The 24,463-nt window shown below is 61.9% G+C and carries 21 protein-coding genes; 6 read left to right on the top strand and 15 right to left on the bottom strand.

The genetic code is table 11. The features are described from left to right. The first annotated feature begins 86 nt into the window (after window positions 1-86). Complete coding sequence (gene alaS / locus ABWV89_RS02635; protein ID WP_353393930.1) at window positions 87-2,708, top strand: alanine--tRNA ligase; 2,622 nt, start codon at window positions 87-89, stop codon at window positions 2,706-2,708. Window positions 2,709-2,711: 3 nt separating this feature from the next. On the opposite strand, the gene ABWV89_RS02640 is transcribed toward alaS, so the two are convergent. The 5 genes from ABWV89_RS02640 to ABWV89_RS02660 form a co-directional block, all read right to left on the bottom strand. Further along, a complete protein-coding gene (locus tag ABWV89_RS02640) occupies window positions 2,712-3,602 on the bottom strand; it encodes a pseudouridine synthase (RefSeq protein WP_353393932.1) in 891 nt (296 codons plus the stop codon). 82 nt (window positions 3,603-3,684) lie between these two features. Further along, complete coding sequence (gene trmB / locus ABWV89_RS02645; RefSeq protein ID WP_353393933.1) at window positions 3,685-4,422, bottom strand: tRNA (guanosine(46)-N7)-methyltransferase TrmB; 738 nt, start codon at window positions 4,420-4,422, stop codon at window positions 3,685-3,687. Window positions 4,423-4,526: 104 nt separating this feature from the next. Further along, entirely contained in the window at window positions 4,527-5,426 is a 900-nt protein-coding gene (gene gluQRS, locus ABWV89_RS02650) for a tRNA glutamyl-Q(34) synthetase GluQRS (RefSeq protein WP_353393935.1), read from the bottom strand. Continuing rightward, window positions 5,426-6,514 carry an NAD(P)/FAD-dependent oxidoreductase gene (locus ABWV89_RS02655; protein WP_353393937.1) on the bottom strand — a complete coding sequence of 363 codons (1,089 nt, stop codon included), beginning with the start codon at window positions 6,512-6,514 and terminating at the stop codon, window positions 5,426-5,428. The genes gluQRS and ABWV89_RS02655 overlap by 1 nt, the downstream gene beginning before the upstream one ends. A 151-nt stretch (window positions 6,515-6,665) precedes the next feature. Beyond that, window positions 6,666-7,658, bottom strand: coding sequence for a LysR family transcriptional regulator (locus tag ABWV89_RS02660; RefSeq protein WP_353393938.1), 993 nt, complete (start codon window positions 7,656-7,658; stop codon window positions 6,666-6,668). Between the two features lie 133 nt (window positions 7,659-7,791). Between ABWV89_RS02660 and ABWV89_RS02665 the strand changes: the two genes are divergently transcribed. Beyond that, window positions 7,792-8,493 carry a pirin family protein gene (locus ABWV89_RS02665; RefSeq protein WP_353393940.1) on the top strand — a complete coding sequence of 234 codons (702 nt, stop codon included), beginning with the start codon at window positions 7,792-7,794 and terminating at the stop codon, window positions 8,491-8,493. A gap of 200 nt (window positions 8,494-8,693) precedes the next feature. Further along, entirely contained in the window at window positions 8,694-9,248 is a 555-nt protein-coding gene (locus ABWV89_RS02670; protein ID WP_353393942.1) for a flavodoxin family protein, read from the top strand. A 6-nt stretch (window positions 9,249-9,254) separates the two neighbouring features. Here ABWV89_RS02670 and ABWV89_RS02675 read toward each other — a convergent pair whose 3' ends face one another. Further along, window positions 9,255-10,874, bottom strand: coding sequence for a DUF4139 domain-containing protein (locus ABWV89_RS02675; RefSeq protein ID WP_353393944.1), 1,620 nt, complete (start codon window positions 10,872-10,874; stop codon window positions 9,255-9,257). A gap of 47 nt (window positions 10,875-10,921) precedes the next feature. On the opposite strand from ABWV89_RS02675, the gene ABWV89_RS02680 reads away from it, so the two are divergent. The 3 genes from ABWV89_RS02680 to ABWV89_RS02690 all read left to right on the top strand — a co-directional run bounded on the left by ABWV89_RS02680 (window position 10,922) and on the right by ABWV89_RS02690 (window position 17,628). Next, on the top strand, window positions 10,922-11,647 hold the full coding sequence (locus ABWV89_RS02680) for a DUF599 domain-containing protein (RefSeq protein ID WP_353393945.1): 726 nt from the start codon (window positions 10,922-10,924) through the stop codon (window positions 11,645-11,647). Window positions 11,648-11,704: 57 nt separating this feature from the next. Continuing rightward, window positions 11,705-15,277 carry a DNA polymerase III subunit alpha gene (gene dnaE, locus ABWV89_RS02685; protein ID WP_353393947.1) on the top strand — a complete coding sequence of 1,191 codons (3,573 nt, stop codon included), beginning with the start codon at window positions 11,705-11,707 and terminating at the stop codon, window positions 15,275-15,277. Between the two features lie 107 nt (window positions 15,278-15,384). Next, window positions 15,385-17,628 (top strand): ATP-binding protein, encoded by a 2,244-nt coding sequence (locus tag ABWV89_RS02690; RefSeq protein ID WP_353393949.1) that lies wholly within the window; start codon window positions 15,385-15,387, stop codon window positions 17,626-17,628. A 49-nt stretch (window positions 17,629-17,677) separates the two neighbouring features. On the opposite strand, the gene tolA is transcribed toward ABWV89_RS02690, so the two are convergent. The 9 genes from tolA to ABWV89_RS02735 all read right to left on the bottom strand — a co-directional run bounded on the left by tolA (window position 17,678) and on the right by ABWV89_RS02735 (window position 24,439). Beyond that, the gene (gene tolA, locus ABWV89_RS02695) at window positions 17,678-18,619 is read right to left on the bottom strand and encodes a cell envelope integrity protein TolA (RefSeq protein ID WP_353393951.1); all 942 of its coding nucleotides are present in this window, start codon (window positions 18,617-18,619) and stop codon (window positions 17,678-17,680) included. A gap of 40 nt (window positions 18,620-18,659) precedes the next feature. Further along, window positions 18,660-19,103, bottom strand: a complete 444-nt coding sequence (locus ABWV89_RS02700) for an ExbD/TolR family protein (RefSeq protein ID WP_353393953.1) — start codon at window positions 19,101-19,103, stop codon at window positions 18,660-18,662. Between the two features lie 29 nt (window positions 19,104-19,132). After that, complete coding sequence (gene tolQ / locus ABWV89_RS02705; RefSeq protein ID WP_353393954.1) at window positions 19,133-19,846, bottom strand: protein TolQ; 714 nt, start codon at window positions 19,844-19,846, stop codon at window positions 19,133-19,135. A gap of 53 nt (window positions 19,847-19,899) precedes the next feature. Continuing rightward, complete coding sequence (ybgC, locus tag ABWV89_RS02710) at window positions 19,900-20,367, bottom strand: tol-pal system-associated acyl-CoA thioesterase (protein WP_353393956.1); 468 nt, start codon at window positions 20,365-20,367, stop codon at window positions 19,900-19,902. 17 nt (window positions 20,368-20,384) lie between these two features. Then, window positions 20,385-21,605, bottom strand: coding sequence for a pyridoxal phosphate-dependent aminotransferase (locus ABWV89_RS02715; protein ID WP_353393957.1), 1,221 nt, complete (start codon window positions 21,603-21,605; stop codon window positions 20,385-20,387). Window positions 21,606-21,608: 3 nt separating this feature from the next. Beyond that, entirely contained in the window at window positions 21,609-22,109 is a 501-nt protein-coding gene (nusB, locus tag ABWV89_RS02720) for a transcription antitermination factor NusB (protein WP_353393959.1), read from the bottom strand. 12 nt (window positions 22,110-22,121) lie between these two features. Further along, window positions 22,122-22,592, bottom strand: a complete 471-nt coding sequence (gene ribH, locus ABWV89_RS02725; protein ID WP_353393961.1) for a 6,7-dimethyl-8-ribityllumazine synthase — start codon at window positions 22,590-22,592, stop codon at window positions 22,122-22,124. 78 nt (window positions 22,593-22,670) lie between these two features. Beyond that, window positions 22,671-23,795 (bottom strand): bifunctional 3,4-dihydroxy-2-butanone-4-phosphate synthase/GTP cyclohydrolase II, encoded by a 1,125-nt coding sequence (gene ribBA / locus ABWV89_RS02730; RefSeq protein WP_353393964.1) that lies wholly within the window; start codon window positions 23,793-23,795, stop codon window positions 22,671-22,673. Next, entirely contained in the window at window positions 23,792-24,439 is a 648-nt protein-coding gene (locus ABWV89_RS02735) for a riboflavin synthase (RefSeq protein WP_353393967.1), read from the bottom strand. Before ABWV89_RS02735 ends, ribBA begins: the two co-directional genes overlap by 4 nt. Between the last annotated feature and the right edge of the window lie 24 nt (window positions 24,440-24,463).

Below are 24,463 nucleotides of genomic sequence, written 5' to 3' on the forward strand. Positions count from 1 at the left end.
TGCAGGCCAGGGGGTGCACAAGTTTGCGAAAATAGGCGTTTGGCCGGTGAAAATGCCGGTACCTCATTGCCAACTTGCAGCCCAACATGACCCGTCACGCCACCGTCGCCGAAATTCGTCAGACCTTCCTGGACTTCTTTGCCGAGCGCGGCCACACCGTCGTCGCCTCCAGCCCGTTGGTGCCCGGCAATGACCCCACGCTGATGTTCACCAACTCGGGCATGGTGCAGTTCAAGGACGTGTTCCTGGGCACGGACAAGCGCCCCTATGTGCGGGCGGCGTCGGTGCAGGCTTGCCTGCGCGCTGGCGGCAAGCACAACGACCTGGAGAACGTGGGTTACACCGCGCGCCACCACACCTTCTTCGAAATGCTGGGGAACTGGTCGTTTGGCGACTACTTCAAGCGCGAGAGCCTGAAGTGGGCCTGGGAGCTGCTGACCGAGGTGTACAAGCTGCCGGCTGATCGCCTGCTGGCCACGGTCTACCACGAAGACGACGAGGCCTTCGATATCTGGACAAAAGAAATCGGCCTGCCGCCCGAGCGCGTCATCCGCATTGGCGACAACAAGGGCGGCCGTTACAAGTCCGACAACTTCTGGATGATGGCCGACACCGGCCCTTGCGGCCCTTGCTCGGAGATCTTCTACGACCACGGCCCCGAGATTCCGGGTGGCCCTCCGGGCAGCCCCGATGAAGATGGCGACCGCTTCATCGAGATCTGGAACAACGTGTTCATGCAGTTCGACATGGACGAGCAGGGCAACGTCAAGCCACTGCCAGCCCCTTGCGTGGACACCGGCATGGGCCTGGAGCGACTGGCCGCCATCTTGCAGGGCGTGCACAGCAACTACGAGATCGACATCTTCGACGCGCTCATCAAGGCCGCTGCGCGCGAGACCGGCTGCGCCGATCTGAACAACCCGTCGCTCAAGGTCATTGCCGACCACATCCGCGCCACCTCTTTCCTGGTGGTGGACGGCGTGATCCCGTCCAACGAAGGCCGCGGTTATGTACAGCGTCGCATCGTGCGCCGCGCCATCCGCCACGGCTACAAGCTGGGCCAGAAGAAGCCGTTCTTCCACAAGCTGGTGGCTGACCTGGTCAAGCTCATGGGGGATGCCTATCCGAAGCTGGCTGCGGACGCACAGCGCATCACCGACGTGCTCAAGGCGGAGGAAGAGCGCTTCTACGAAACGCTGGCCAACGGCATGGAGATTCTTGACGCCGCCATGGGTGATGGTGCCAGGGAATTGCCGGGTGATGTGGCCTTCAAGCTGCACGACACCTATGGCTTCCCGCTAGACCTCACCAACGACGTCTGCCGCGAGCGCGGCGTGACCGTGGACGCCGCCGGCTTCGATACCGCCATGGAAAAGCAAAAGGCCCAGGCCCGTGCCGCTGGCAAGTTCAAGATGGACAAGGCGCTGGACTACGCTGGCGACGCGAACACGTTCGTAGGCTACGACGACCTCGAAGCCAAGGCGAAAGTGGTGGCTCTATATGTGGACGGCACTTCGGTGGCCGAGCTCAAGGCCGGCCAGCAAGGCATTGTGGTGCTCGACACCACCCCGTTCTATGCAGAGAGCGGCGGTCAGGTGGGCGATCAAGGCCATCTGGACACCGACTCGGCCCACTTTGAAGTGGCCGACACCCTGAAGATCAAGGCCGATGTGTTCGGTCACCATGGCGAACTCACGCAAGGCACGCTGGCGGTAGGCGATGCCGTCAAGGCCAGCGTCAACGGTGGCCTGCGCGCGGCCACCGTGCGCAACCACAGTGCTACACACTTGATGCACAAGGCGCTTCGCGAAGTGCTGGGCAGCCACGTGCAGCAAAAAGGCTCGTTGGTCAACGACGAGCGCACCCGTTTCGACTTTGCGCACAACGCACCCGTCACGGCAGATGAGATCCGCCGCATCGAAGCCATCGTCAACGCCGAAATCCTGGCCAATGCGGCCACGCAGGCGCGTGTGATGGACATCGAGTCGGCCCAGAAGTCCGGCGCCATGATGCTGTTCGGCGAAAAGTACGGCGATGTGGTGCGTGTGCTCGACATCGGCTCCAGCCGCGAACTCTGCGGCGGCACGCACGTGCAGCGCACGGGCGACATCGGCTTGTTCAAGGTCGTTTCCGAAGGCGGCGTGGCCGCAGGCGTGCGACGCATCGAAGCGGTCACCGGTGAGCACGCGCTGGCCTACCTGCAGTCGCTGGAGAGCCGCGTGAGCGAAGCCGCTGGTGTGCTCAAGGCGCCAGCGACCGAGCTGACCAGCCGCATCAGCCAGACGCTGGATCAAGTCAAGGCGCTGGAAAAGGAAGTGGTGGCGCTCAAGGGCAAGCTCGCCTCCAGCCAGGGCGACGAATTGGTCACCCAGGCCGTCGACGTGAATGGCATCAAGGTTCTGGCTGCGACGCTGCAAGGTGCCGACGCCAAGACCTTGCGCGACACCATGGACAAGCTCAAGGACAAACTCAAGACGGCAGCCATCGTGCTGGCCGCCGTGGATGGCGCCAAGGTGCAGATCGCGGCGGGTGTGACGGCTGACAGTAGCGGCAAGGTCAAGGCTGGCGAGCTGGTCAACTTTGTGGCCCAGCAAGTGGGCGGCAAGGGCGGCGGCAAGCCCGACATGGCCATGGCCGGCGGCACCGATGCGGCGGCGTTGCCACAAGCGCTGGCCTCTGTGCAAGGCTGGGTGGCCGAGCGCGTCTGAGCTTCAGGCAGTGGCCGGCGATCCGTCCGGCCACGTCAGGTGCATTCCACTGCTGAATGACCTTGGGCGGCCCGTGACCGGGTCGTCGAAGGCGATCCCTTGGGCCAGCAAGCGCAGAGGGGTACTGAAGTCGTCCTCGGCCGAACTCCCTCGAGCAACCTTCGGGTAGAACTGGTCTCCCAGCAAAGGCAGTCCCAAGCCTGCCATGTGAACACGCAACTGGTGGCGCCGGCCGGTCACAGGTGTCAAGCCATACAAGGCGTGATCTCCATTCGCGGTCAGTCGTTCGATGTGTGTCTCACTGTTGGGAGGCAGTTCCGTGCGTTCGATCATGCGGAAGAACTGCGTCGGGTCTTCGCTCAAATGGCTCATCCGCGTCTGGGGGAACGCTACGGACGTATCATGTCGTGCGACGGCCTGGTAGCGTTTTTGCACGGTGCGATCCCTGAACAATGCCTGGTACGCGGCTCGGTCCTCCGGTCGCTTGGAGAGCACAACCAGCCCCGCGGTCTCGCGGTCAATGCGGTGAACGGGGCTGAGGGTGTCGATGCCGGTTTTCCGCTTGAGCCGCACGAGCAGCGTTTCCTGAACAAACCGGCCCCCGGGCAGCACGGGCAGAAAATGCGGCTTGTCTGCCACGAGCAAGACATCGTCTTCGAAAACAATGTGAGCTTCAAACGGAACCGGCGTTTCGTCCGCCAGATACCGGTAGTAGTAGACGCGCAGACCGGACCTGAAAGCCTCGGTGTCGGCGAGCGCATGACCGTCTTCACCGAGAACTTCTCCTCGCGCAAACCGCTCTTGCCATTCAGATCGGGATACGGCAGGAACGCGCTCGCTCAGGTAGTCCAGTACGGTGGCCCAGGGCTGCAGCCCTTTGGGCGGGCTGGGCATGACCACACAACTCGGCGAAACGCCGTTGCGCGTCGGGATCAGGGGATTCTTGGCAGCAAAGGCCACGCCTGTGAGACGGGGCTCAGACCCGCTTGAACACCAGATCCCAGACACCATGCCCGAGCTTGATGCCACGGTTTTCGAACTTGGTCAGGGGTCGGTAGTCGGGTTTTTCTGCATAGCCGCTGCCACCAGCTTCTGCGGTGTTGGCCAGCATGGGCTCTGCGCTGAGCACTTCCAGCATCTGCTCGGCATACGGCTCCCAGTCCGTGGCCAGATGGATGTAGCCGCCAGGCTTGAGGTGGCCCGCAAGGCGGTTCACAAATGGCGCCTGAATCAGCCGGCGCTTGTGGTGGCGACTTTTGTGCCAAGGGTCGGGGAAGAAGACGTGCACTCCGTCCAGACTTTGCTCGGGCAGCATGTTGTCCAGCACCTCCACTGCGTCATGACGGAAGATGCGGATGTTCTCAATGTTTTGCTCGCCGCACAGCTTCAGCAATGCGCCCACGCCGGGTTCATGCACCTCGCAGCAAAGGAAGTTGTCATCCGGGCGCGTCTGGGCAATGGCTGCCGTGGCGCCACCCATGCCAAAGCCAATCTCCATGATCAGCGGCGCATCGCGACCAAACAGGTCCGCGGGATTGAGCTTCCGGTTCGCGTCGTAGGCCAGCAAGAAACGTGGGCCAAATTGCTCAAACGCGCGCGTCTGACCAGGTCCCATGCGGCCCGCTCTCAGCACATAGCTCTTGATGGTGCGGCGGTAAGGTGCCTCTTCGCCAGTGGCTTCGTTGGGGGCGGGCGTTGGTTCTGGAGTGGTCATGGGCAGGGAGAATGGGCTGCGGTCCTGCAAGCAGCAAGACAGATTGTCCCCCGTAAGGGGTGCTCCCATTGTAGAAGGGGTGCTCGGCTGCGCTTGGAGCAGACTCAGGCGGCGGGGTGAATTGCTTGCCACTGAGCGACCAGCCGGCTCAGCATGTCTGGAACCGCCCCCGGTTCTGTAGACAAGCCCAGCGCCTGAGCCGCCGACGCGAGCTTCCCAGGCAAGTCGTCCACCGGCAATTCGGGCGCCCCTGTTTGTTTGCTGAGCTTGTCGCCTCGCTCGTCCAGCACGAGTGGGGTGTGCAGGTAGCTCAGCGTCGGCGCGCCCAGCGATTGCTGCAACACGATTTGACGGGCCGTGTTGTCGGCGAGATCTTCACCGCGCACCACGTGCGTGATTTCCTGCCAGGCATCGTCAACCACCACAGCCAGCTGGTAGGCCCACAGGCCGTCAGAGCGTTTGACGGTGAAGTCGCCGATCTCGGCTTCCACATCTTGCTCTTGCTTGCCCAGCCTTCGGTCTGTCCAGTGGACCACGGGCTGTCCGTCCGGAATGGCGAAACGCCAGGCCACGCCAGGTTTGTCGAACAGGGCTTGGGGTGTCAACGGGGCGGGGCGACATGTGCCTGGGTACACCGGCGCGTGGAACCGTTCCGGTAGACGCCCCAGCGCTTCGAGTTTGGCGAGAATTTGCCGGCGTGAGCAGGTGCAGGGGTAGGCGCAAGCCGATTGGCACAGCTGCGTCAGTGCCGCCTCGTATGCAGCGAAACGGGTGGACTGCCAGACCACGGGTTCATCGCTGGTCAGCCCGAAGGCAGCCAACTGAGCCAGGATGCGTTGATCTGCGCCCGGCATGATGCGCCCGGTGTCCACGTCTTCCATTCGCACCAGCCATGTGCCGCATGCTGCACGGGCGTCTAGCCAGCTGGCCAGCGCCGCCACCAGTGATCCGGCGTGCAGGGGACCGGTGGGCGAGGGCGCGAAGCGTCCCCGGTAGCGCGGCATCAGATGAGAGCCAGCGCCATCTCCAGACCAGAGACGAACGCGTTCTCCACCCGGCAGCCCAGGCACCAGTCGCCGCACAGGCCAATGCCCAGCGATTTGTCGTACAGGTAGGGCTCACCCAGTGGCATGGTGGTCTGGGCAAAGCGCCAGCGGTGCACAGTGGCGTGGCTGGGCGTGACGCGAATACCGGTGATCTCCGCAAAACCCTTGAGCAGCTTGGCCTTGACGCGCTCTTCGCCGTCTTCCAGGTGTTTGGCAGACCATGCCGGGCTGGCCTGCACTGTCCAGCGCTCCACGGCTTCGCGGCCAGGTTTGCTGTTTTCGCGGGAAACCCAGCTGATTCGGTGGTGGGTACTGCGGGCCACATTCCATTGGGGCCCGAGGCTGTACAGGCCGGGTTGCATGGCCTGCGGGTAGGCCACCATCAGTGTCCAGCAAGGAGCGACTTCCACATCGGTGAGCGCTTTGCGCATCTCGGGTGCCAAGCCTGATGCCTGGAGCAGGTCGTGGGCCTGACCGTGTGGAATGGCCAGGATGACCCGGTCAAAGCCGCCGATGACACGTTGACCGCCTTCCTTGTCCTGCGAGCGCAACTGCCATTGCTCGGGCGTGATGGCGTCGCGCTCGATCTCGGTGACCTGCTGCTCTGTCCAGACCTTGCTGGCTGGCAGGCCGTGAGCTTCTGGCTCCGCCAGCGGCTCAGCCCAGTACTCGACCAGCGACCGCATGCCCGGGGACGGCACGAAATGCGGTTCGGCGTTGGGCGGCGCGCTGGTCAGCACATGCCCCATTTCGTCCAGCACCCTGACCGTATTGGCACTCCAGGGCCGGACCAGATGAACGGCTGTCTTGAGCGCCTGGGCAAAGCGGCCGTCGCGCACCGTGAAGTACTGGGCGCCGTGGTCAAAGCCGCCAAACGGAGAGGGGCGTGTCGCCATGCGGCCGCCCACGGACGCGCTCTTCTCGAACACCGTCACATGGTGACCGGCTTGTGCCAGTGTTCTGGCGCAACTCACGCCTGCCATTCCGGCGCCGATGATGGCAACTTGAAGGGGGGAATCGGTGGTTTGGGCGTGACCAGTAGGCATGGCAGCTTGTTGTTTGTGGCGTTGTCGGTATGTCTGGACCCCGCGACTGGCGCGGCGTGTCACTTGTCTCGTGTCTCTTTTCTTGCGCACCCCTGAATGTAGCAGCCTCAGCCAATCCTGCGGGCTCTGCCTTCAGGGGCAGCCGGCGGATTCATCCCTGGTGGTGGTGTGTGAGCAGTGCTTCGCGGGTGGCCGGGCTGTTCAGATGCTGCAGCCACCACTTCAGCGCACGGCCCATCTCGGATGCGTGCCGTGGCTGGCGCCAGGCGTACGCCGCTTGCAGCAGCAGGGTGGGGCGGTCCACTTGTTTGATCACAAGTCGGCCGGCGTCAATGTAGGGCTTGGCCAGGGGCAGTGGCAGGAATCCGGCGCCCAGGCCCCGCAACTGGGCTTCCAGCTTGTGCTGCATGGTCGGCACCGTGAGGACATCCTGGCCCGGCAGAATGTTCAGGGACAGGCCTCCTCCGCGAAGGGTGGTGTCCGAGACGGCCACTACCCTGTGGTCACGCAAGGTTTCATCACACAGGGCCACTTTGGCTGCAGCCAGGGGGTGATGAGGTGCCACCACAAACACAAACGACATTTCCCCCAGCGGGGCGATCTGAAGGTCGCCAGGCAATGCCTGGTTCGCAGGTACGCCCAGTGCAAGGTCTGCCACCCCCGCGCGCAACGCCTCTACCGTACCGCTCAGAGTCTCGGCGCGGAGCCTGACACGGGTGGGTGCGCCTTCTGCATAGAAGGCCTCGCACAGTTCGAACAGCGTCGAGCGCGCGATGATGGCATCAACGGCGATGGTGATCTGGGGCTCCCATCCGGTGGCCACACGTTTGACCCGTTCTGCCACGGCGTCCAGCTCATCGAGCAAATACTGGCCAGCGCGCAGCAGCTCTTCTCCAGCGGGTGTCAGCCTCGCCTTGCGTGCGCTGCGATCGAACAGGAGCACATCGAGTGCATCTTCAATCTGGCGCACACGGTACGTCAGTGCACTCGGCACCATGCCGAGCTCCCGAGCAGCGGCGGCCATGCTGCCCAAGCGGGAGACCGCTTCGATCAGGCCCAGGTTTTCAGGGGACAGTGCTGCCCGGGAATGGGTATGTGGCAAGGCCGGCTCCTTTGTCTGTTCAATTGAATTGAATGCTGCCATCAAATAGGTTTTAGCTCAATTGAACGATGGATGCCCACAATCCATACCAAGCTCATTGTTTTGCGGCCAGTAGCGGATGTCTTGAGAGCCCGCCCTGTGTCCGGCCCTTTCATCGTTCGAAAGCCCATTCACCATGTTGCAAGTTCGACCATCCGAAGCGCGAGGCTATGCCGATCACGGTTGGCTTCGCTCGCACCACTCGTTCTCTTTTGCCGGCTACCACGATCCGCAATGGATGGGCTGGGGGAACCTGCGCGTCATCAACGAAGACTACATTGCGCCCGGCATGGGGTTTGGCACCCATGGTCATCGCGACATGGAAATCGTCACCTACGTGCTCGAGGGCAACCTGGCGCACAAGGACAGCATGGGCAACATCGAAGGCATCCCGCCCGGCGACGTTCAACGCATGAGCGCTGGCAAAGGCGTGATGCACAGCGAGTTCAACCATGCGCCAGATGGAGTCACCCATTTGCTGCAAATCTGGATAGAGCCCAACGTGCAAGGCGTGGAACCCAGCTATGAGCAGAAATCCATCCCGACAGACCAGAAACGCGGAAAGCTGCGTCTGGTGGCTTCGCCAGACGGTGCTGAAGACTCGGTGCGCATGCACGCTGACGCACGGCTGTACGCAGGACTGTTTGATGGCACAGAGTCGGCCCGCATCGAACTGGCAGCAGGTCGCAAGGCGTACGTGCACCTCGTGCGCGGAGAACTGACCGTGAACGGGCAGGCCATTCAAGGCGGCGACGCCGTCCTGGCAGAAGACGAGTCAAGCATCGAAGTGACGGAAGGCAAAGGCGCCGAAGTCCTGGTGTTTGACCTGTCGGCCTGAGCTTTGCACCTCACGACCTACCGACGAACCGCCGTGCAGACTTGTCGGCGTTCTGGTGAACAGGCTTCTTGAGCTCCCCCTCCCCATAGGTGACTCGCTGGCTGCCTTGGGCAGTGGCAGTGCAGTACCCACTTTTTCTCATCGTTTCTCTAACGGTTTCTTTTTTTGTTTGCCACTTTCACTTCACTAGGAGAATGACCATGGCCAAGACTGTAGTTGTGTATCACTCGGGTTACGGACACACCCAGCGCATCGCGCAAATCGTGGCAGAAGGCGCAGGTGCTGACCTGCTGGCCATTGATGCGGAAGGCAATCTGCCTGAAGCCGATTGGGCTGCTCTGGACGCGGCAGACGCCATCATCCTGGGCACCCCCACCTACATGGGCGGCCCGAGCTGGCAGTTCAAGAAATTTGCGGACGCTTCGTCCAAGGCCTGGTTCACCCGCGCTTGGCAAGACAAGCTGTTTGCTGGCTTCTCGGTGAGCGCCAGCCTGAACGGTGATAAAGGCATGACCCTGGCCTACTTGAATACCCTCGCATCCCAGCACGGAGGCCTGTGGGTCAGCCTGGGCCTCGCGCCGGCCAACACGCTCGCTTCGACGCGTGCCGACGTGAACAATCTGGGGGGCTCTGTGGGCCTGCTGGTACAGGCACCATCCGACGCCGGGGCCGACAAGATCCCTCAAGGCGATATTGACACCGCCCGCCAGTTTGGCGAGCGGGTGGCGTCGGTGGCCAAGTCGGCCAAAGGCTGATCGCGCCTAGCGCGTCAGCGTGGCGTCTTCGGGCCAGCTATAGACATAGCTGGCTTCGAAGCGCGCTGTCTTGCCAGGTGCCAGCGGGGTTCGCCACTCCACGACGCCTGGCAGGTCCCGCCATTTGCCCGATTGTGGCTCTGGCTGGAATTTGAGCGCGACGTCCACGTCCTCGTGTCGGCTCGAAGGCGCCGCTTCCAGCACCTGCAAATCGATGGCGTCCTTGTGGCGGTTCTCGATTTCAAACACTCGCTTGATGGATCTTTCCATGCGTGAGCCAGTCAGGCCACGTGTGCCGTCCTTGACGTCTTCTGGCAGCACCGTGACAGCCACCCGCTCATCCTGACCAAACGGCATTTCCCACAGACCTTGCTTGTCGGGATCACCCAGACGGGCAGCGCCCACATAGGCCTGATCGCGGTACAGCTGAAGCTGGCCAGCCGGCCAGATGCCGTCCGGGGCCTTTGCCTCAGCCATCAGCCATGCGCTCGCGTCGCGAGAAGGCACGGTGCGAATGAACAGCTTGCTCTGCAGCTTTCGGGTTTCCAGGGTAAGTCCGACCCGTTCCCCGTTGGAAGGTATGTCCAGTCTTTGCGGCGCCACAAACTCCGTGCGGAAGGCCGTATCGATGGCTTCGACGGTGAAATCGCGCTCAAGCTCAGCAGGCGCCGGGCTGGCTGCAGCCATGGGTTCAGCCAGAGCAGCGTCTGCGGCGGCCAGCCCTCTTTGGCGGCTCATGAAGCCCGCGGCTTCCTGTTTGAGCGGCACGGCAATGCCAATGGTCCAGGGCGAAGGGTAGGGCGCTGAAGCACCGCGGCGTGGCTGCCCTGTGGACAGTCTCAGGGCGACACCCTTCCAGTCCTCGCCTGTGGACTGCTGCACCATGGCCTGCCGTTCCAACTGGATGGAAGAAGATGCCGAGTCCAGATACGCTCTGTAGGCTGACTGCCAGGTTGGACCACTGACCTGATAGATCAGTGCCAGGTTGGAGGGTTTGCTGGCCACCGTTCGAATGGTCACCCGGCTGATCTGGCGTCGGCTGTTGCCCAGGCGGTCCCGCTCAGCCGTGAGGGGAAGGAGTCGCTCATTGATGCGCTGCTTCTCGCGTTCAATGCTGTGCATACGTCTGAACGCATTGCCGGCCTCTGCCTTGACCGTGCCCAGCATGGATGCCAGCGACCCGGATGGCGCCACGGCTTGTTGATCCTTTCCACCGCCAAGCCCACGCAGGTAAGAGACGGAAAGTTCCAGGCCTTGCTTTTCGGCGTCCAGAACGGCCAGCTCGTCTTCGAGTCGTTCGATGTCCTTGTCGAGAGGCGAGTTCAGGCAATGCCGGGCTTGCTCGCTGTCCAATCGCTCAACGGAAATCTCGCCGACCTGGACACCGGCTCCAGCTTCGACCGTCAAGGCTTGCTGGTTGATGCCGGCTGGCAGGCAGTCAAACGTCAAAGCCTGCCCACCGGCTGCCAGCGATGCCTGGCGCGTCACCTGTGCCACGCCGGGAAAGACGGTCACACCGGTGATGACGGAGTCCGTGGCGGCCCAGGCCTGGCTGGCCAGCAGCGTGCTGGCAGCGGCACCCAGCGCCATGCTGGTAGCGATCTTCCCTTTGCGGGCATCAAACATTTGCTATCCCCTGTTCATGAATTCGTTGGCACCACTATAGTTCAGCCATGGACGCCAACAGTTCCCCCGATTCGGGCTTTTACCTACTGACCCTGCTGCCGGTGGCTGACTGGCTGGCATTGGGCTTCTTTTTTGCCCTCTGGCTGGGCTACGCCTGGTTTGCCAAGGCCAAAGGCGGGCAACAGGCCTCTTTGCTGGACGTGACCAACCGCTACAGGCGCTATTGGCTTGAGCAGGCCAGCGCTCGCGATCCTCGCATGCTGGACGGCATCATCACCCAGAACCTGTCCAATACGCCGGCTTTCTTTTCGTCGACGTCGATTCTGGTCATCGGCGCCTTGCTGGCCCTGCTCGGCACCATGGACAAGGCCGCAGAGCTGGTCAAGGAGATCCCCTTTGCCCAGGCCACCACAGTGGTTGTTTTCGAGGTCAAGGTGCTGGCATTGATTTCGGTCTTCGTTTATGCCTTTTTCCGGTTTTCCTGGTGCATGCGCCAATACACCTTTGTCGCTCTCATCATCGGCTCCATGCCGCCACCGGCAGAGTTCGATTCAGGGCGTTTCGAGCGGGAGAAGTTTGTCAAGCGTGGCGCGACGCTGGTAGGGGCGGCGGCCGAGACATTCAACGACGGTCTGAGGGCCTACTACTTCTCTTTTGCGCTGCTGTGCTGGTTCATTTCCCCGCTGGCGCTGGCCGTCGGCGCAGCGGGCGTGGTGGCGGTGCTATATCGCCGGGAGTTCCATTCCGAGGTGCTTCAGGTCCTTCGCGACTGACCTGATGATGTCGGCTTTTCGCCATTTGGAAGGGCGCTGATTCCCTACAATGGTGGCATGTTTGTCCACCTCCGACTCCACACCGAATTCTCCGTTGTCGACGGCACCGTTCGTATCGGTGACGTAGTGGGCAAAGCCGCCAAGGATGGCCAGCCTGCGCTGGGCATCAGCGACCTGAACAACACCTTCGGCGGCGTCAAGTTCTACCGCAAGGTGCGCGGCAAAGGCATGAAGGCCATCATGGGGGCAGAGATCATGCTCGATGGCCTGGCGGACGATGAAGGCAGTACGCTCGCTTCACCCATGGGGCACAAGCCCCCTCCGGCACCGCGTGTGATTTTGCTGGCCCAGAACAAGCAGGGCTACCTCAATCTGTGCGAATTGCTGGCCCGCGCGTGGACCAGCAATGTGGTCCGGGATCAGCCTCTGGTCAAGAAGGCATGGCTGGAGGAGCTCAACAGCGGGCTGATCATGCTGGCGGGTGCCCATGCAGGCCCGGTGGGGCAGGCGCTGCTGGCAGGTGACGAGCAGAAGGCCACCGACGCCGCACTGGTGCTGGCTGGCATCTTTACCCATCGCTTCTACATCGAGGTGCAGCGGGCAAGCCGACCTGACGACGAGCGCCACGTGATGGCGGCTGTGCAACTGGCCGCCCGCCTCAATCTTCCGGTGGTGGCCACGCACCCGGTGCAGTTTTTACGCCCTGAGGACTACGAAGCGCACGAGGCCCGCGTTTGCATTGCCGAAGGCGAAATCCTTGGCAACAGCCGGCGTGTTCGTCGTTTTACCCGTGAGCAGTACTTCAAGTCTGCCGTGGAAATGCGCGAGCTGTTCGCCGACCTGCCGTCAGCGATCGAGAACAGTCTGGAGATTGCCAAGCGTTGCAACCTCAATCTGGTGCTCGGCAAGCCGCAGCTGCCCAATTTCCCCATTCCGCCGGTCAACGGGCAGGTCATGTCCACGGAAGAGTATTTCCGCCATGTCTCGTTTGAAGGCCTGGAAGGGCGCCTCCAGCATCTGTTCCCCGATGAGGCCAAGCGGGAAGAGCAACGCCCCCGCTACGTTGAGCGCCTGGAGTTCGAGCTCAAGACCATTCTCAACATGGGCTTCCCGGGCTACTTCCTCATCGTCTCGGACTTCATCAAGTGGGCCAAGGAAAACGGCTGCCCGGTGGGCCCGGGCCGAGGCTCCGGTGCCGGTTCGCTGGTGGCCTATGCGCTCCTGATTACCGACCTGGACCCGCTGCAGTACAACCTGCTGTTCGAGCGATTCCTGAACCCGGAGCGGGTGTCCATGCCCGACTTCGATATCGACTTCTGCCAGTCCAACCGTGATCGTGTCATCGACTACGTGAAAGAGCGCTATGGCAAGAACGCGGTGAGCCAGATCGCCACTTTCGGCACCATGGCTGCCCGTGCGGCCATCCGTGACGTCGGCCGCGTACTCGACATGTCCTATGGTTTTTGCGATGGCATCTCCAAGCTGGTGCCCAACAAGCCCGGCATGTCCGTCACTCTGCAGTATCCGCCTGAGACCAAAAAGGAAGGCGACAAGAACAACTATGCCATCGAAATGGAGCCGGCACTGGCCGAGCGCATCGAGAAGGAAGAAGACGTCAGGACCCTGATCGAGCTGGCACAAAAGCTCGAAGGCATGACCCGCAACATCGGCATGCACGCCGGTGGTGTGCTCATTGCTCCGGGAAAGCTCACCGATTTCTGCCCGCTCTACATGCAGCCGGGCAGTGAATCAGCCGTGAGCCAGTACGACAAGGACGACGTCGAAGCCATTGGTCTGGTGAAGTTCGACTTTCTGGGTCTGGCCACGCTCACCATCCTGGAGATCGCGCGCGAATTCATCATGAAGCGCCACAAAGGCCAGGAGAACTTCCGCTTTGAAGACATCCCGCTCGACGACAAGGCTGTCTACGCCTTGTTCTCCAGAGGGCAGACAGAGTCCGTTTTCCAGTTTGAAAGTCGCGGTATGCAGGGCATGCTGCGGGATGCCAAGCCATCACGCCTGGAAGACCTGATCGCGCTGAACGCCCTTTACCGTCCGGGGCCAATGGACCTGATCCCCAGCTTCGTGGCGCGAAAGCACGGACGCGAAGAAGTGGAGTACCCGCATCCGCTTGTCGAGCCCGTGCTCTCCGAGACCTACGGCATCATGGTCTATCAGGAGCAGGTGATGCAAACAGCCCAGATTCTGGGCGGGTACTCACTGGGCGGTGCCGACATGCTTCGGCGTGCCATGGGCAAGAAAAAGGTCGAAGAGATGGCGCGGCATCGCCAGATCTTCCGCGAGGGTGCGGCCAAGAACAACATCAGCGAAGAGAAAGCCGACGAGGTTTTTGACCTGATGGAGAAGTTCGCGGGCTACGGCTTCAACAAGTCGCACGCCGCCGCGTACTCGCTGCTGGCCTATCACACGGCCTGGCTGAAAGTCCACTACACCGCCGAGTTCTTCTGCGCCAACATGACGGTGGAGATGGACGACACCGACAAGCTCAAGGTGCTGGTGGAAGACGCCCAGAAAATGGGCATCGAATTCGAATCGCCCGATGTCAACCGTGGCGTGCACCGCTTCGAGCCGGTGACCGACAAGTCCATCCGCTACGGCCTGGGAGCCATCAAGGGCACGGGTCAACAAGCCATTGAAGCCATCGTCGCCGCGCGCGAAGGCAAGGGCGAAGGCCCCAATGGCGGCGATACCGGCCCGTTCACCAGCCTGTTCAATTTCTGCCTGCGGGTGGACCGCCAACGCATGAACAAGCGCACGGTTGAAGCCCTGATCAAGGCCGGCGCTTTCGACAGCATGGACCGCAACCGTGCCTCCTTGCTGGCGTCGGTGGATCTGGCCTTTGAATACGCCAGCACCACTCAGGCCAATGCCAATCAGGGCGGCCTGTTCGACATGCTGGCCGACAGTCACGGCTCCAGTACCCAGGAACCCGAGCTGGTGGAAGCCACGCCTTGGGGGGTCAAGGAACGTCTGACGCAGGAAAAGACGGCGCTGGGCTTCTACTTCTCCGGGCATCTGTTTGATGAAGTTGAGCGTGAGGTGCGCCGCTTCGCCCGCACACCGCTGTCTCATGTGAAGGACAGCAAAGATCCGGTGGTACTGGCTGGCATCGTCAGTGACTTGCGTGTCATCAACGGGCAGCGTGGCCGTGTGTGCCTGTTCCGGCTGGACGACAAGAGCGGCACCATCGATGCATCGGTCGACGAGCAACTGATGGAACAGCATCGCCAGCAGCTCAGGGATGACGAGGTCGTCATCATCCAGGGGACGGTCCGTGAAGACCGCTTCTCTGGTGGCCTTCGTTTGCGGATTCAGCAGATCTGGGACATGCCGACCGCCCGATGCCGTTTTGGCAAGTACTTGCGCGTGGCCGTCAACGGTTCGGCGCCGGACATCGATGACCTGGTCCACTCATTCCCACCCAAGCGCGAGTTGTCGGAGCAGGGGGAGCTGCTTCGGGGCCTGCCTGTCAGGCTGGCGCTCGAGAGAGCTGGCGCCCAATGCGAATTGCAGCTTGACGACCGGGCGTTGTTTTATCCATCCGATGCTGCCCTGGCCAGCTGGATGGCTCAGGCACACCAGCAAAAAGCCGAAGTGGTTTTCGACTGACCTTCCCCCGGCGCTGCCCAGCGCGCCGGGCAGCGCGTCCTTCAGGCCGGAGTGGACCCGCTGGACGGTGCTCAAGCGCATGGCTTGCTGGTCGATATTGAAGTGTCATGAAGCTTCAATACAAAGCCTGGTTGCTCATCGTCGCGGCAGTCATTTTGTTGACCTTGTTGGCCGTGGGCGTGACCAGCTTGGCCTTGTCGAAATCACTTGCCGACCTGGAGCAGGAAGAGGCCACACAGGAAGGTGACCGCGCCAAGCAGCTACTGGATCTGCAGCTACAGGATTTGGTAGCCACCGTCAAAGACTACGGCTATTGGGACGACACCGTCCTGTTTGTCGAAGGCAAGGATGACGCCTTTCTGGCCGACAACATCACAGTAGAGAACCTGACAACGTTGCGCGTGGCCGAAGTCATGGTGCTCGATCGGCGCGCTCAAGTGAGGGCTGCCGCCCATATCGTGCCCGGGCAGGGCCTGGTGATGACAGCATCCCCGCTGCGCACTTTGCTGGTGGATCAGGCCGGAGACGTACTGGCCGATGCCAGCGGAATGAAAACGACAGGGACTTATGTGCGGCAGGGCGGCGAGCTGTACATGGTGGGGGTCGTCGCCATTCGCAGTCCTGCCAAGCCCAATGGCTCGCCGGTAGGGGCATTGGTGATGGTGCGCCGTTTCGACCATGCTGAACTGCTTCGTTTCAGCCATGTGCTGATGTCCTCGGTGTCTTTGCACTTGCTGGACGAGCATGAGCACGCACAGAAGGGGGCCATGATTCCGATCAGCAGCTCCCGGGCGGAAATCCATGCTGTCATAGAGGACAGCGCCGGGCGTCCCATTGCCGAGCTGGTGCAGATCATGGACAGATCCATCGCCCAGGAGGCCTCGCGTATCGTCCTGACCACTGGCGCTGAAGTGTTGCTGGCAGGGCTGATGATTGGCGGTCTTCTGGTCCTGCTGATGGATAGATGGGTGCTACGGCGCCTGAATCGGATGCACGACCAATTGGGTCAGATCACGGCACAGGGCGCAGAGGGCGACGCTCAGATCCGTATGGGTGGTCAGGACGAGCTCACCGTGGTCGCTCAAGGCATCAATGCCTTGCTGCAGCGGGTTCGCCACGATGCGGCCGTCCAGCGCGAAGCCCATGCGCGGCAGGAAGAGCTCCAGCTTCAGCTCATGCAGAGCCAGAAGATGGAGGCGATCGGCCGCTTCACGGGAGGCATTGCCCATGACATCAACAACTCTCTGGCAGGCATCAGTGGCTGGATCCGGGTCGCCATGGAGGATCTACCTTCCGATCACCCTGGCATGGAAGCTCTGGACCGGGCACTGAAGGGCTCCAGTTATGCCGGTGGCCTGATGCGACAGTTGCTGGCATTCAGCCGCCAGACGGAGCCGCGTCTGGAGCGTCTGAGCATGAGCGACCTGATTGAACGCGCTCGCTCGCTGACCGCAGCGGGAATGCTCAAGCGCACAGAAGTCGTCGTTACCAGCGATGTCGACCCTTCGCAAGACCAGGTCATGGCAGATCCGACCCAATTGCAGCAGGTATTGATGAACTTGCTGATCAACGCCTCAGACGCGATGGCAGGTGAAGGACGCATCCACATTGTCACCGAGCGTCGCCTGTGGTCGGGCAATGATGACGTGCATTCTTTGCCTGGTGTGGCGGGGTTGCCGGTGGGCGAGTATCTGCATGTGACGGTTCGCGACGAAGGGCCGGGCATCGCACCCGAGCACCTGGACCGCGTTTTCGAACCCTTCTTCACCACCAAGGACACGGGAAGAGGCACAGGCCTTGGCTTGTCGGTGGCCCACGGCATCATGGGGCGCCATCGAGGCAGCGTCGGGGTCAGCAGTCGCTTGGGCGAGGGCAGCACGTTCCATTTGATGATCCCGGTTGCCACAGCAGTCGCGTCAGGCGAGCCTGGCGAAGTCCAGCACGCTGCCGGAGATCAGGCGCGCCGCCGGATTCTCCTTGTGGATGATGACGATTCGTTGCGGCACGCGTGGGGCAGATTGCTTGAGCGCAAAGGCTGGGACGTCGTCCGCGCACGGGACGGTGAAGAGGCCTGGCTCCACTTTCAGCATTCGACCACGCCTTGGGATGTGGTCATGTCGGACCTGGCCATGCCCCATGTGGACGGCCGAGAACTGGCCACCCGAATACTGGCGACGCCAAACCCGCCACCCATCATCATCATCAGCGGTCATGTCGACGGTCCAGAGCGTGATTCTCTGTTGCACATGGGCATGTCCATGGTGTTGTCCAAGCCCGTTGACGCCGAAGAGCTTCTTGCAGCGCTACAGAGAATTGTGCGGCAAAAGCGGGATACGTCAGGCGCCGCTTGACATGATGCCTGACGTCTGGCCGCTTGGGGACGTCGACCCCAGGAAAGCCTCAGTACTCCCTGGGCGACATCTCGATGATCAGGTCCGACGGCACAGTGCCATCAACGTCCGGTGGCAGCTTGTTGGTGCGGCGCAAAGCCCGCTCGGCGGCACTGTCCCAGTCCGCGCTGCCACTGGAACGGACCAGGCGAACGCTGGTGATGGTGCCATCGCCGCGTGTGGTCACCCGCAGCTCTGCCCTGATGTTCTGTGAGGTGTCCCCGGTATAGAGCACATTGGGACGAATGTACGAGTTGAGCTTGCCTGCATAGCCTGCCGAAGGTCCGCTGGAGCGCTGAGCTGTGCCGCGGGAAGAGGGCGCACCCGTGGCCCCGGCCTGACCCATCATGCGGGCGATCTGGTCCTGGCGGCGCTTTTCAGCTTCACGCTCACGCTTTTGCTCTGCCAGCTTCTGTTGGCGTTCTTTCTCCTTCTTGGCGGCCAGCTCCTTCTTGCGCTTCTCTTCAGCCAGGCGCTTCTCACGCTCAGCCTTTTCTTTCTTCTCGCGCTCGGCTTTCTCTCGCTTTTTCTTCTCTTCCTGGCGCTTCTTGTCTTCTGCCAGCTTGCGCTTGCGCTCTTCTTCGGCCTTTTTCTTCTTGGCTTTCTCTACCGCAATGTCCGGGTCCTGCTTCGGTTCCGGCTTCGGTTCAGGTTTTGGCTCGGGCTTTGGCTCCGGTTTGGGTTCAGGTTTGGGCTCGGGCTTCGGCTCAGGTTTCGGTTCGGGCTTGGGTGCCGGCGGCGGTGTCTTGCCGCCCTTGGGTGCAGCCTCTTGCGGCAGGGCAGCCCAGAGTTCAGCTTCCACCGCACTGGCCTTCTGCGTGTTGTTCCACTGAACGCCAAAAGTCAGTGCAATGATCAGCAATGCGTGGATGATCAGCGCCAGAACGACTGGCGTGCTCCATCGCCCTTGTCTGGGTGGATTGAAATCGGAAGCGTCCGGCTTGTGCTGCATTGTCCCTGAGGTGGCCTGTCGTGTCGGTCGGTGGTGGCGATCAGTTGGTGGTCTGGACGGACAGGCCCACACGCTCGATACCGGCGCGGCGCAAGGTATCCATGACCTTTACCACGGTCTCGTACTTGATGTTCTTGTCTGCACTGATCACCACTGGCACGGCGGTGAGCTCTTGCTCACCCGTATCGGACTGCATGCGTTGGACCATCTCGACCAGACCCTTCATGTCGGTCTCCTGGGCGGTCTTGCTCGATGAGCCTTCCTGAACCTCGATTTTCTCGTCTTTGTCCACAATGACCTGAATAAAGGTCTTGGGCTGCGCGTTGGCCTGACCCACGCTGGGCAGGTCGATCTGGCTGGGGGCGATCAGGGGGGCTGTCACCATGAAGATGATGAGCAACACCAGCATCACATCAATGAACGGGACCATGTTGATCTCGTTCTTGGTGCGCCTGACACGTCGACCGGTACTTGCTGCTGCCATGACTGTGTTTCCTGTCCAGGCGTCCGTTGTCAGTGGCCTGCGGCGCTGGCGCCACCGGCTGCGGGAGCCTGATAGCCCAGGTTGCGCTGCAGGATGTTGGAGAACTCCTCCATGAAGGTCTCCAGGCGCAAGGCCACGCGATCGATTTCGTGCGTGAAGCGGTTGTAGGCGACCACAGCAGGAATGGCGGCAAACAGGCCAATGGCCGTGGCCACCAGAGCCTCTGCAATACCGGGAGCGACTGTCTGCAAGGTCACTTGCGCCAGAGCAGCGAGGCCAGTGAAGGCATGCATGATGCCCCAGACTGTTCCGAAAAGACCCACATACGGCGCCACCGACCCCACCGTTCCCAGGAAGGAGAGGTTGGACTCCAGCGCGTCCACTTCCCGCTGGTGGCTGGCGCGCATGGCGCGGCGGGCGCCATCCATGAGCGTGGCAGCGTCGTTGATCTGGCGTTCGCGCAGCTTCTGGAATTCGCGCATGCCGCTGGCGAAGATCCGCTCCATGGGGCCTACATGACGAGCGTTCTGTGCGGCAGCCAGGTAGAGATCGTTGAGGTTGGCGCCTGACCAGAAATCGCGCTCGAAGTCTTCATTCTTGGCTTTGACGCTCTTGAGGGCAAAGACTTTGCGGAAGATGGCGGCCCAGCTAATGATGGACACGGTCACCAGCAAGGCGACGACGGCTTGCACGACCCAGCTCGCATTGAGCATGAGCTGAACGATGGAAAAGTCGTGAGACATGATGTTGGTTCTGAGTGGGAAATTCTCGAAAAGTTCAGGGCGAATGCGTCAGGTCATGTGTCCAGGCTCTCGCCAGACAAGGCTGACAGGATCTGGGCGGGTATGCGTCCCGGGCGCATGCTGTCAGCCTGAACCCAGCCAATGCGAATGCTGCCTTCGCAAAGGCAGACGGCGGCGCCTGGCTCCTCTCCTTCAGCGGGCAGCTTCCAGGCGGACTGCTCAATGGTAAGTGACGCGCGACCGGCCTCGCGAACACGCGCTGTAACCAGAAGCAAATCATCGAGCCGGGCGGGCCGATGGTAGTTCACCTGAGTGGCGCTGACGATGAACATGCCACCGACATCGTCGCGCAATTGCTGCTGACCAATGCCAAGATGACGCAGCCACTCTGTGCGGGCGCGCTCGAAGAACTTCAGGTAGTTGGCATAAAAAACAATGCCACCGGCATCGGTGTCCTCCCAGTAGACACGAACCTTCCAGGTAAAGGCGTCTGCTGTGGCTTGTTCGAGCGGGCTAGGCATGTGTCGGGCTGATGTCGTCACAGCGCCGCTTTCAGTCTGGCCACGGCTTCCTGTAAATCGGGCAGGGCAGTCGACGTGGACAGGCGGATGTAGCGGCGCGTGTCGGCTTGCCCGAAGTCGCGCCCGGGGGTGACGGCAATCTGGCAACGATCCATGATCTCGTACGCCGCAGACCAGCTTCCTCCCTGGTCGGGCTGATCGCCTTTGAGCGGGATATCCCATTTCTCGCATAACGAGCTCACATTGGCCCACGCATAGAAAGCACCATCGGGTGCGACCGGCACCTTCAGACCCAGACTTTCCAGAGCGGGAATGAAGTAGTCCCGGCGCGCCTTGAACTCGGCTCTCCGGCGCTCATACTCTGCAAGGCTGTCAGCGTCGAAGCAGGCGATGGCCGCTTGCTGTGACACCACGTTGGGGCAGATGAACAGGTTCTGCGCCAGACGCTCCAGCGCAGGGACGAGGGCCTTGGGTGCCACCATCCAGCCCAGCCGCCATCCTGTCAGGTTGAAGTACTTGGAGAAGCTGTTGATGCTGATGACTTCTTCTCCCAGGCCATCGGGCAAGCCCAGAGCCGTGTGGCCATAGTCATCCTCGTAGCTCAAGCCCAGATAGATCTCGTCAACCAGGGTGACACCGCCACGCTCGCGCACCGCACGCGCAATCCGCTCGAGCTCTTCGCGGGCGATCGAGGTCCCTGTCGGGTTGGACGGCGAGGCCAGCAACACACCGCGTGTGGCCGTGTTCCAGGCGTCGTGTACCTGTCCCGAGTTGAGCTGGAAACGCTGCTCAGGGCCGCAAGCCAGCATCCGGGCACGGCCCTCGGCCACCCGCACAAAGTGCCGGTTGCAGGGGTAGCAGGGATCGGGCATCAGGATTTCGTCGCCTTGTTCGATCAGGGCCAGGCAGGCCAGCTGCAAAGCAGCAGAGGCACCAGCGGTGACGACGATGCGCTCTGGCTCCACTTTGGCACCAAAGCGCGTGGCATACCAGCGGCTGATCGCCTCGCGCAGGGCGGGCAGACCAGTGGCCATGGTGTATTGCGTGCGCCCCATGCGGACCGCACGCTCGGCCGCCTCCTGCACCAGCGGAGGCGCCGTGAAATCGGGTTCGCCGATGTTGAGGAACAGCATGCGCTGGTCGCCATCTCGAGGCGACTGGGAACGCTCGATGGCGGCTTTGGCCTGCTCCATGACGTAGAACGGCTCGACGTCCCGGGCGCGCGCTGAAATCCTCATGGGTCAGTCCTCGTCCGTCCTGGCATCCGCTTGCGTTTCCACGGGGCGGAGTTCGCGAGCCAGTTTGTGCAATACGCCATTGACGTATTTGTGGCCATCGGTCCCTCCAAAGGACTTGGCCAGCTCGATGCTCTCGTTGAGCACCACCCGCCAGGGCACGTCGAGACAATGCTTGAATTCGTACGCGCCAATCCACATCACGGCACGCTCAACAGGAGAAATCTCGGCCAGCGGACGGTCGAGCTGCGGCTCGATCAATGCATCCAGCGCCTCGGCTTCGTCCACGCACCCGTGGAGCAAGGCGTCATAGTGGGCACTGTCTGCCTTGTGAAAACCGCTGAGGTCACGGGTAAAGACGTCGATATCCGTGGCGGCGTTGCGACCCACCAGATGCTGGTACAGCGCCTGCAGGGCGAATTCGCGTGCGCGCGTCCGGGCTGATTTGTCAGACGCCTTGCGAGGGCGCTTGCCGCCGGCAGCGGGGGCGCTTGAACTGTTGCTCATGGTCAGGGCCTCTTAACCGATGTCTTCCAGCAGGTTGGCCATTTCGATGGCCACTTGCGCCGCGTCGCGGCCTTTCTCTTCCTGGCGCGCCACAGCCTGGGCCACGTTTTCGGTGGTCAGGATGGCATTGGCGATCGGGGTATTGGTTTCCAGGGACACTTGCGTGCATCCGGCGCCCGACTCGTTGGCGACCAGCTCGAAGTGATAGGTCTCGCCTCGAATGATGCAACCCAGGGCGATCAGTGCGTCAAAGTCGTCGCGCTCGGCCATGGCCTTGAGAATCAGCGGGACCTCCAGGGCACCCGGGACGGTGACGCGGGTGATGTTTTTCTCCTGCACGCCCAGAGCCAGAAGCTCCTGGTGGCAGGCATCGTACAACGCGTTGGTGATGCCCTCGTTGAAACGGGCCTGGACAATGCCGATGACCAGCTTCTTGCCGTCGAGCAGGCGGTTGTCGCTGCTGCCTTTTTCTGCGCCAAACATGTTTGAGTCCTGTCTGAAGTTTGAATCTTGTTCCGTCCGGCATTGGCCGGTGGTTTTGCCATCCTGGAGGGGGCGCCTTCAGCTTTCAACGAAGCCAGTGACTTCCAGTCCATAGCCAGCCATGCTGGGCATGCGGCGTGGCGTACCCAGCAGCTGCATCTTGCGCACGCCACATTCCCGAAGAATCTGGGCGCCCACACCATAGGTGCGCAAATCCATGCGACCTCGGCCAGGGGCATGTGCCGCCCGTGCAGTGCCTTCGAACTGGTCGAGCAACTGATCAGCCGTTTCTCCGCAGTTGAGCAGCACTGCCACGCCTTTGCCCGTCGTCTCGAGGTACCTCAGGCTGCGCTCCAGACTCCAGCTGTGCATGGATCGGCCCACTTCCAACGCGTCCAGGACAGACAGCGGCTCGTGCACGCGCACCGGAACGCTCTCGTCTTCACCCCAGGTCCCCTTGACCAGTGCCAGATGCAGTGCGCCGCTGGGTCCATCTCGGAAAGCAACGGCGTCGAATTCACCGAAGGCGGTTTGCATGGTCCGCTTGGCAGCACGGGTGATCAGGCTTTCGGTGCGACTGCGGTACTCGATCAGATCGGCAATAGTGCCAATCTTCAGGCCGTGCTCGGCTGCAAACAACTGCAGGTCGGGCAGGCGGGCCATGGTGCCGTCATCCTTCATGATCTCGCAGATCACCGATGCCGGCGAGCAGCCAGCCATGGCGGCCAGATCACAGCCTGCCTCCGTATGGCCGGCGCGCATCAGCACGCCACCTTCAACCGCTTGCAACGGAAACACGTGGCCAGGCTGAACCAGATCAGAGGCTTTGGCCTCCGGCGCCACGGCCACTTGCACGGTACGGGCACGGTCGGCGGCAGAGATGCCCGTTGTCACGCCTTCTGCAGCTTCAATGGACACAGTGAAAGCCGTGCCCATGGAGGTGCCATTGCGTTGCACCATGGGAGGGAGCTTCAGGCGCTCGCAGGCTTCCTTGCGCAAGGTCAGGCAGATCAGACCGCGACCGAAGCGAGCCATGAAGTTGATGGCTTCCGCGCTCACATGGTCAGCCGCCAGCACCAGATCACCTTCGTTCTCCCGGTCTTCTTCATCGACCAGCACCACCATCTTTCCAGCGGCCAGGTCGGCCACAATGTCTTCCACTGGCGAAATGGCCACTGGTGTCAGCTTGTCGGGGGCGTTCATGGATTCAAGTCCTTTGAAGTCGCGCCAGGTGCCGTGAGCATCCGCTCCACGTACCGGGCGACGGTGTCGATTTCGAGGTTGACCGGCGTCTCGGCCCTGAGCTGGCCCAGCGAGGTGTTTTCAACTGTGTGAGGGATGAGGTTGATGCTGAACTCGCAGCCATCCGGCACGTCGGCGATGCGGTTGACCGTCAGGCTCACACCATTGACAGTGATCGATCCTTTGTAGGCCAGGTATTTGCCCAGCTCCACAGGCGCCAGAATGCGCAGTTCCCAGCTCTCGCCCACGCGTTCAAATGACGCCACACGGCCCACGCCATCGACGTGGCCCGAGACGATGTGTCCCCCCAGGCGGTCGTGGGCGCGCAAAGCCTTTTCCAGGTTGATGCTCGCCCCGGCCTGGTCGAGGCCGGCGGTCTTGTCCAGAGACTCCGCTGAAATGTCGATGGTGAATTGCCGGGCAGGCATATCCAGAGTGGTGACGGTCATGCAGGCGCCGTTGAGCGCAATGCTGTCGCCCAGGCCCACGTCGTCGAGGTAGCCTGGCGGCGCCTCGATGGTGAGTCGCTTGCCATGATCCAAAGAGCTGCCCAGGTCGTTGAGGGCGGCGATGCGCCCCACGCCGGTGATGATGCCGGTAAACATGGCGTTATTTTCGCAGGGTTTCGG

The organism is Hydrogenophaga sp. 5NK40-0174, assembly GCF_040372165.1.
Taxonomy (GTDB): Bacteria; Pseudomonadota; Gammaproteobacteria; order Burkholderiales; family Burkholderiaceae_C; genus Hydrogenophaga.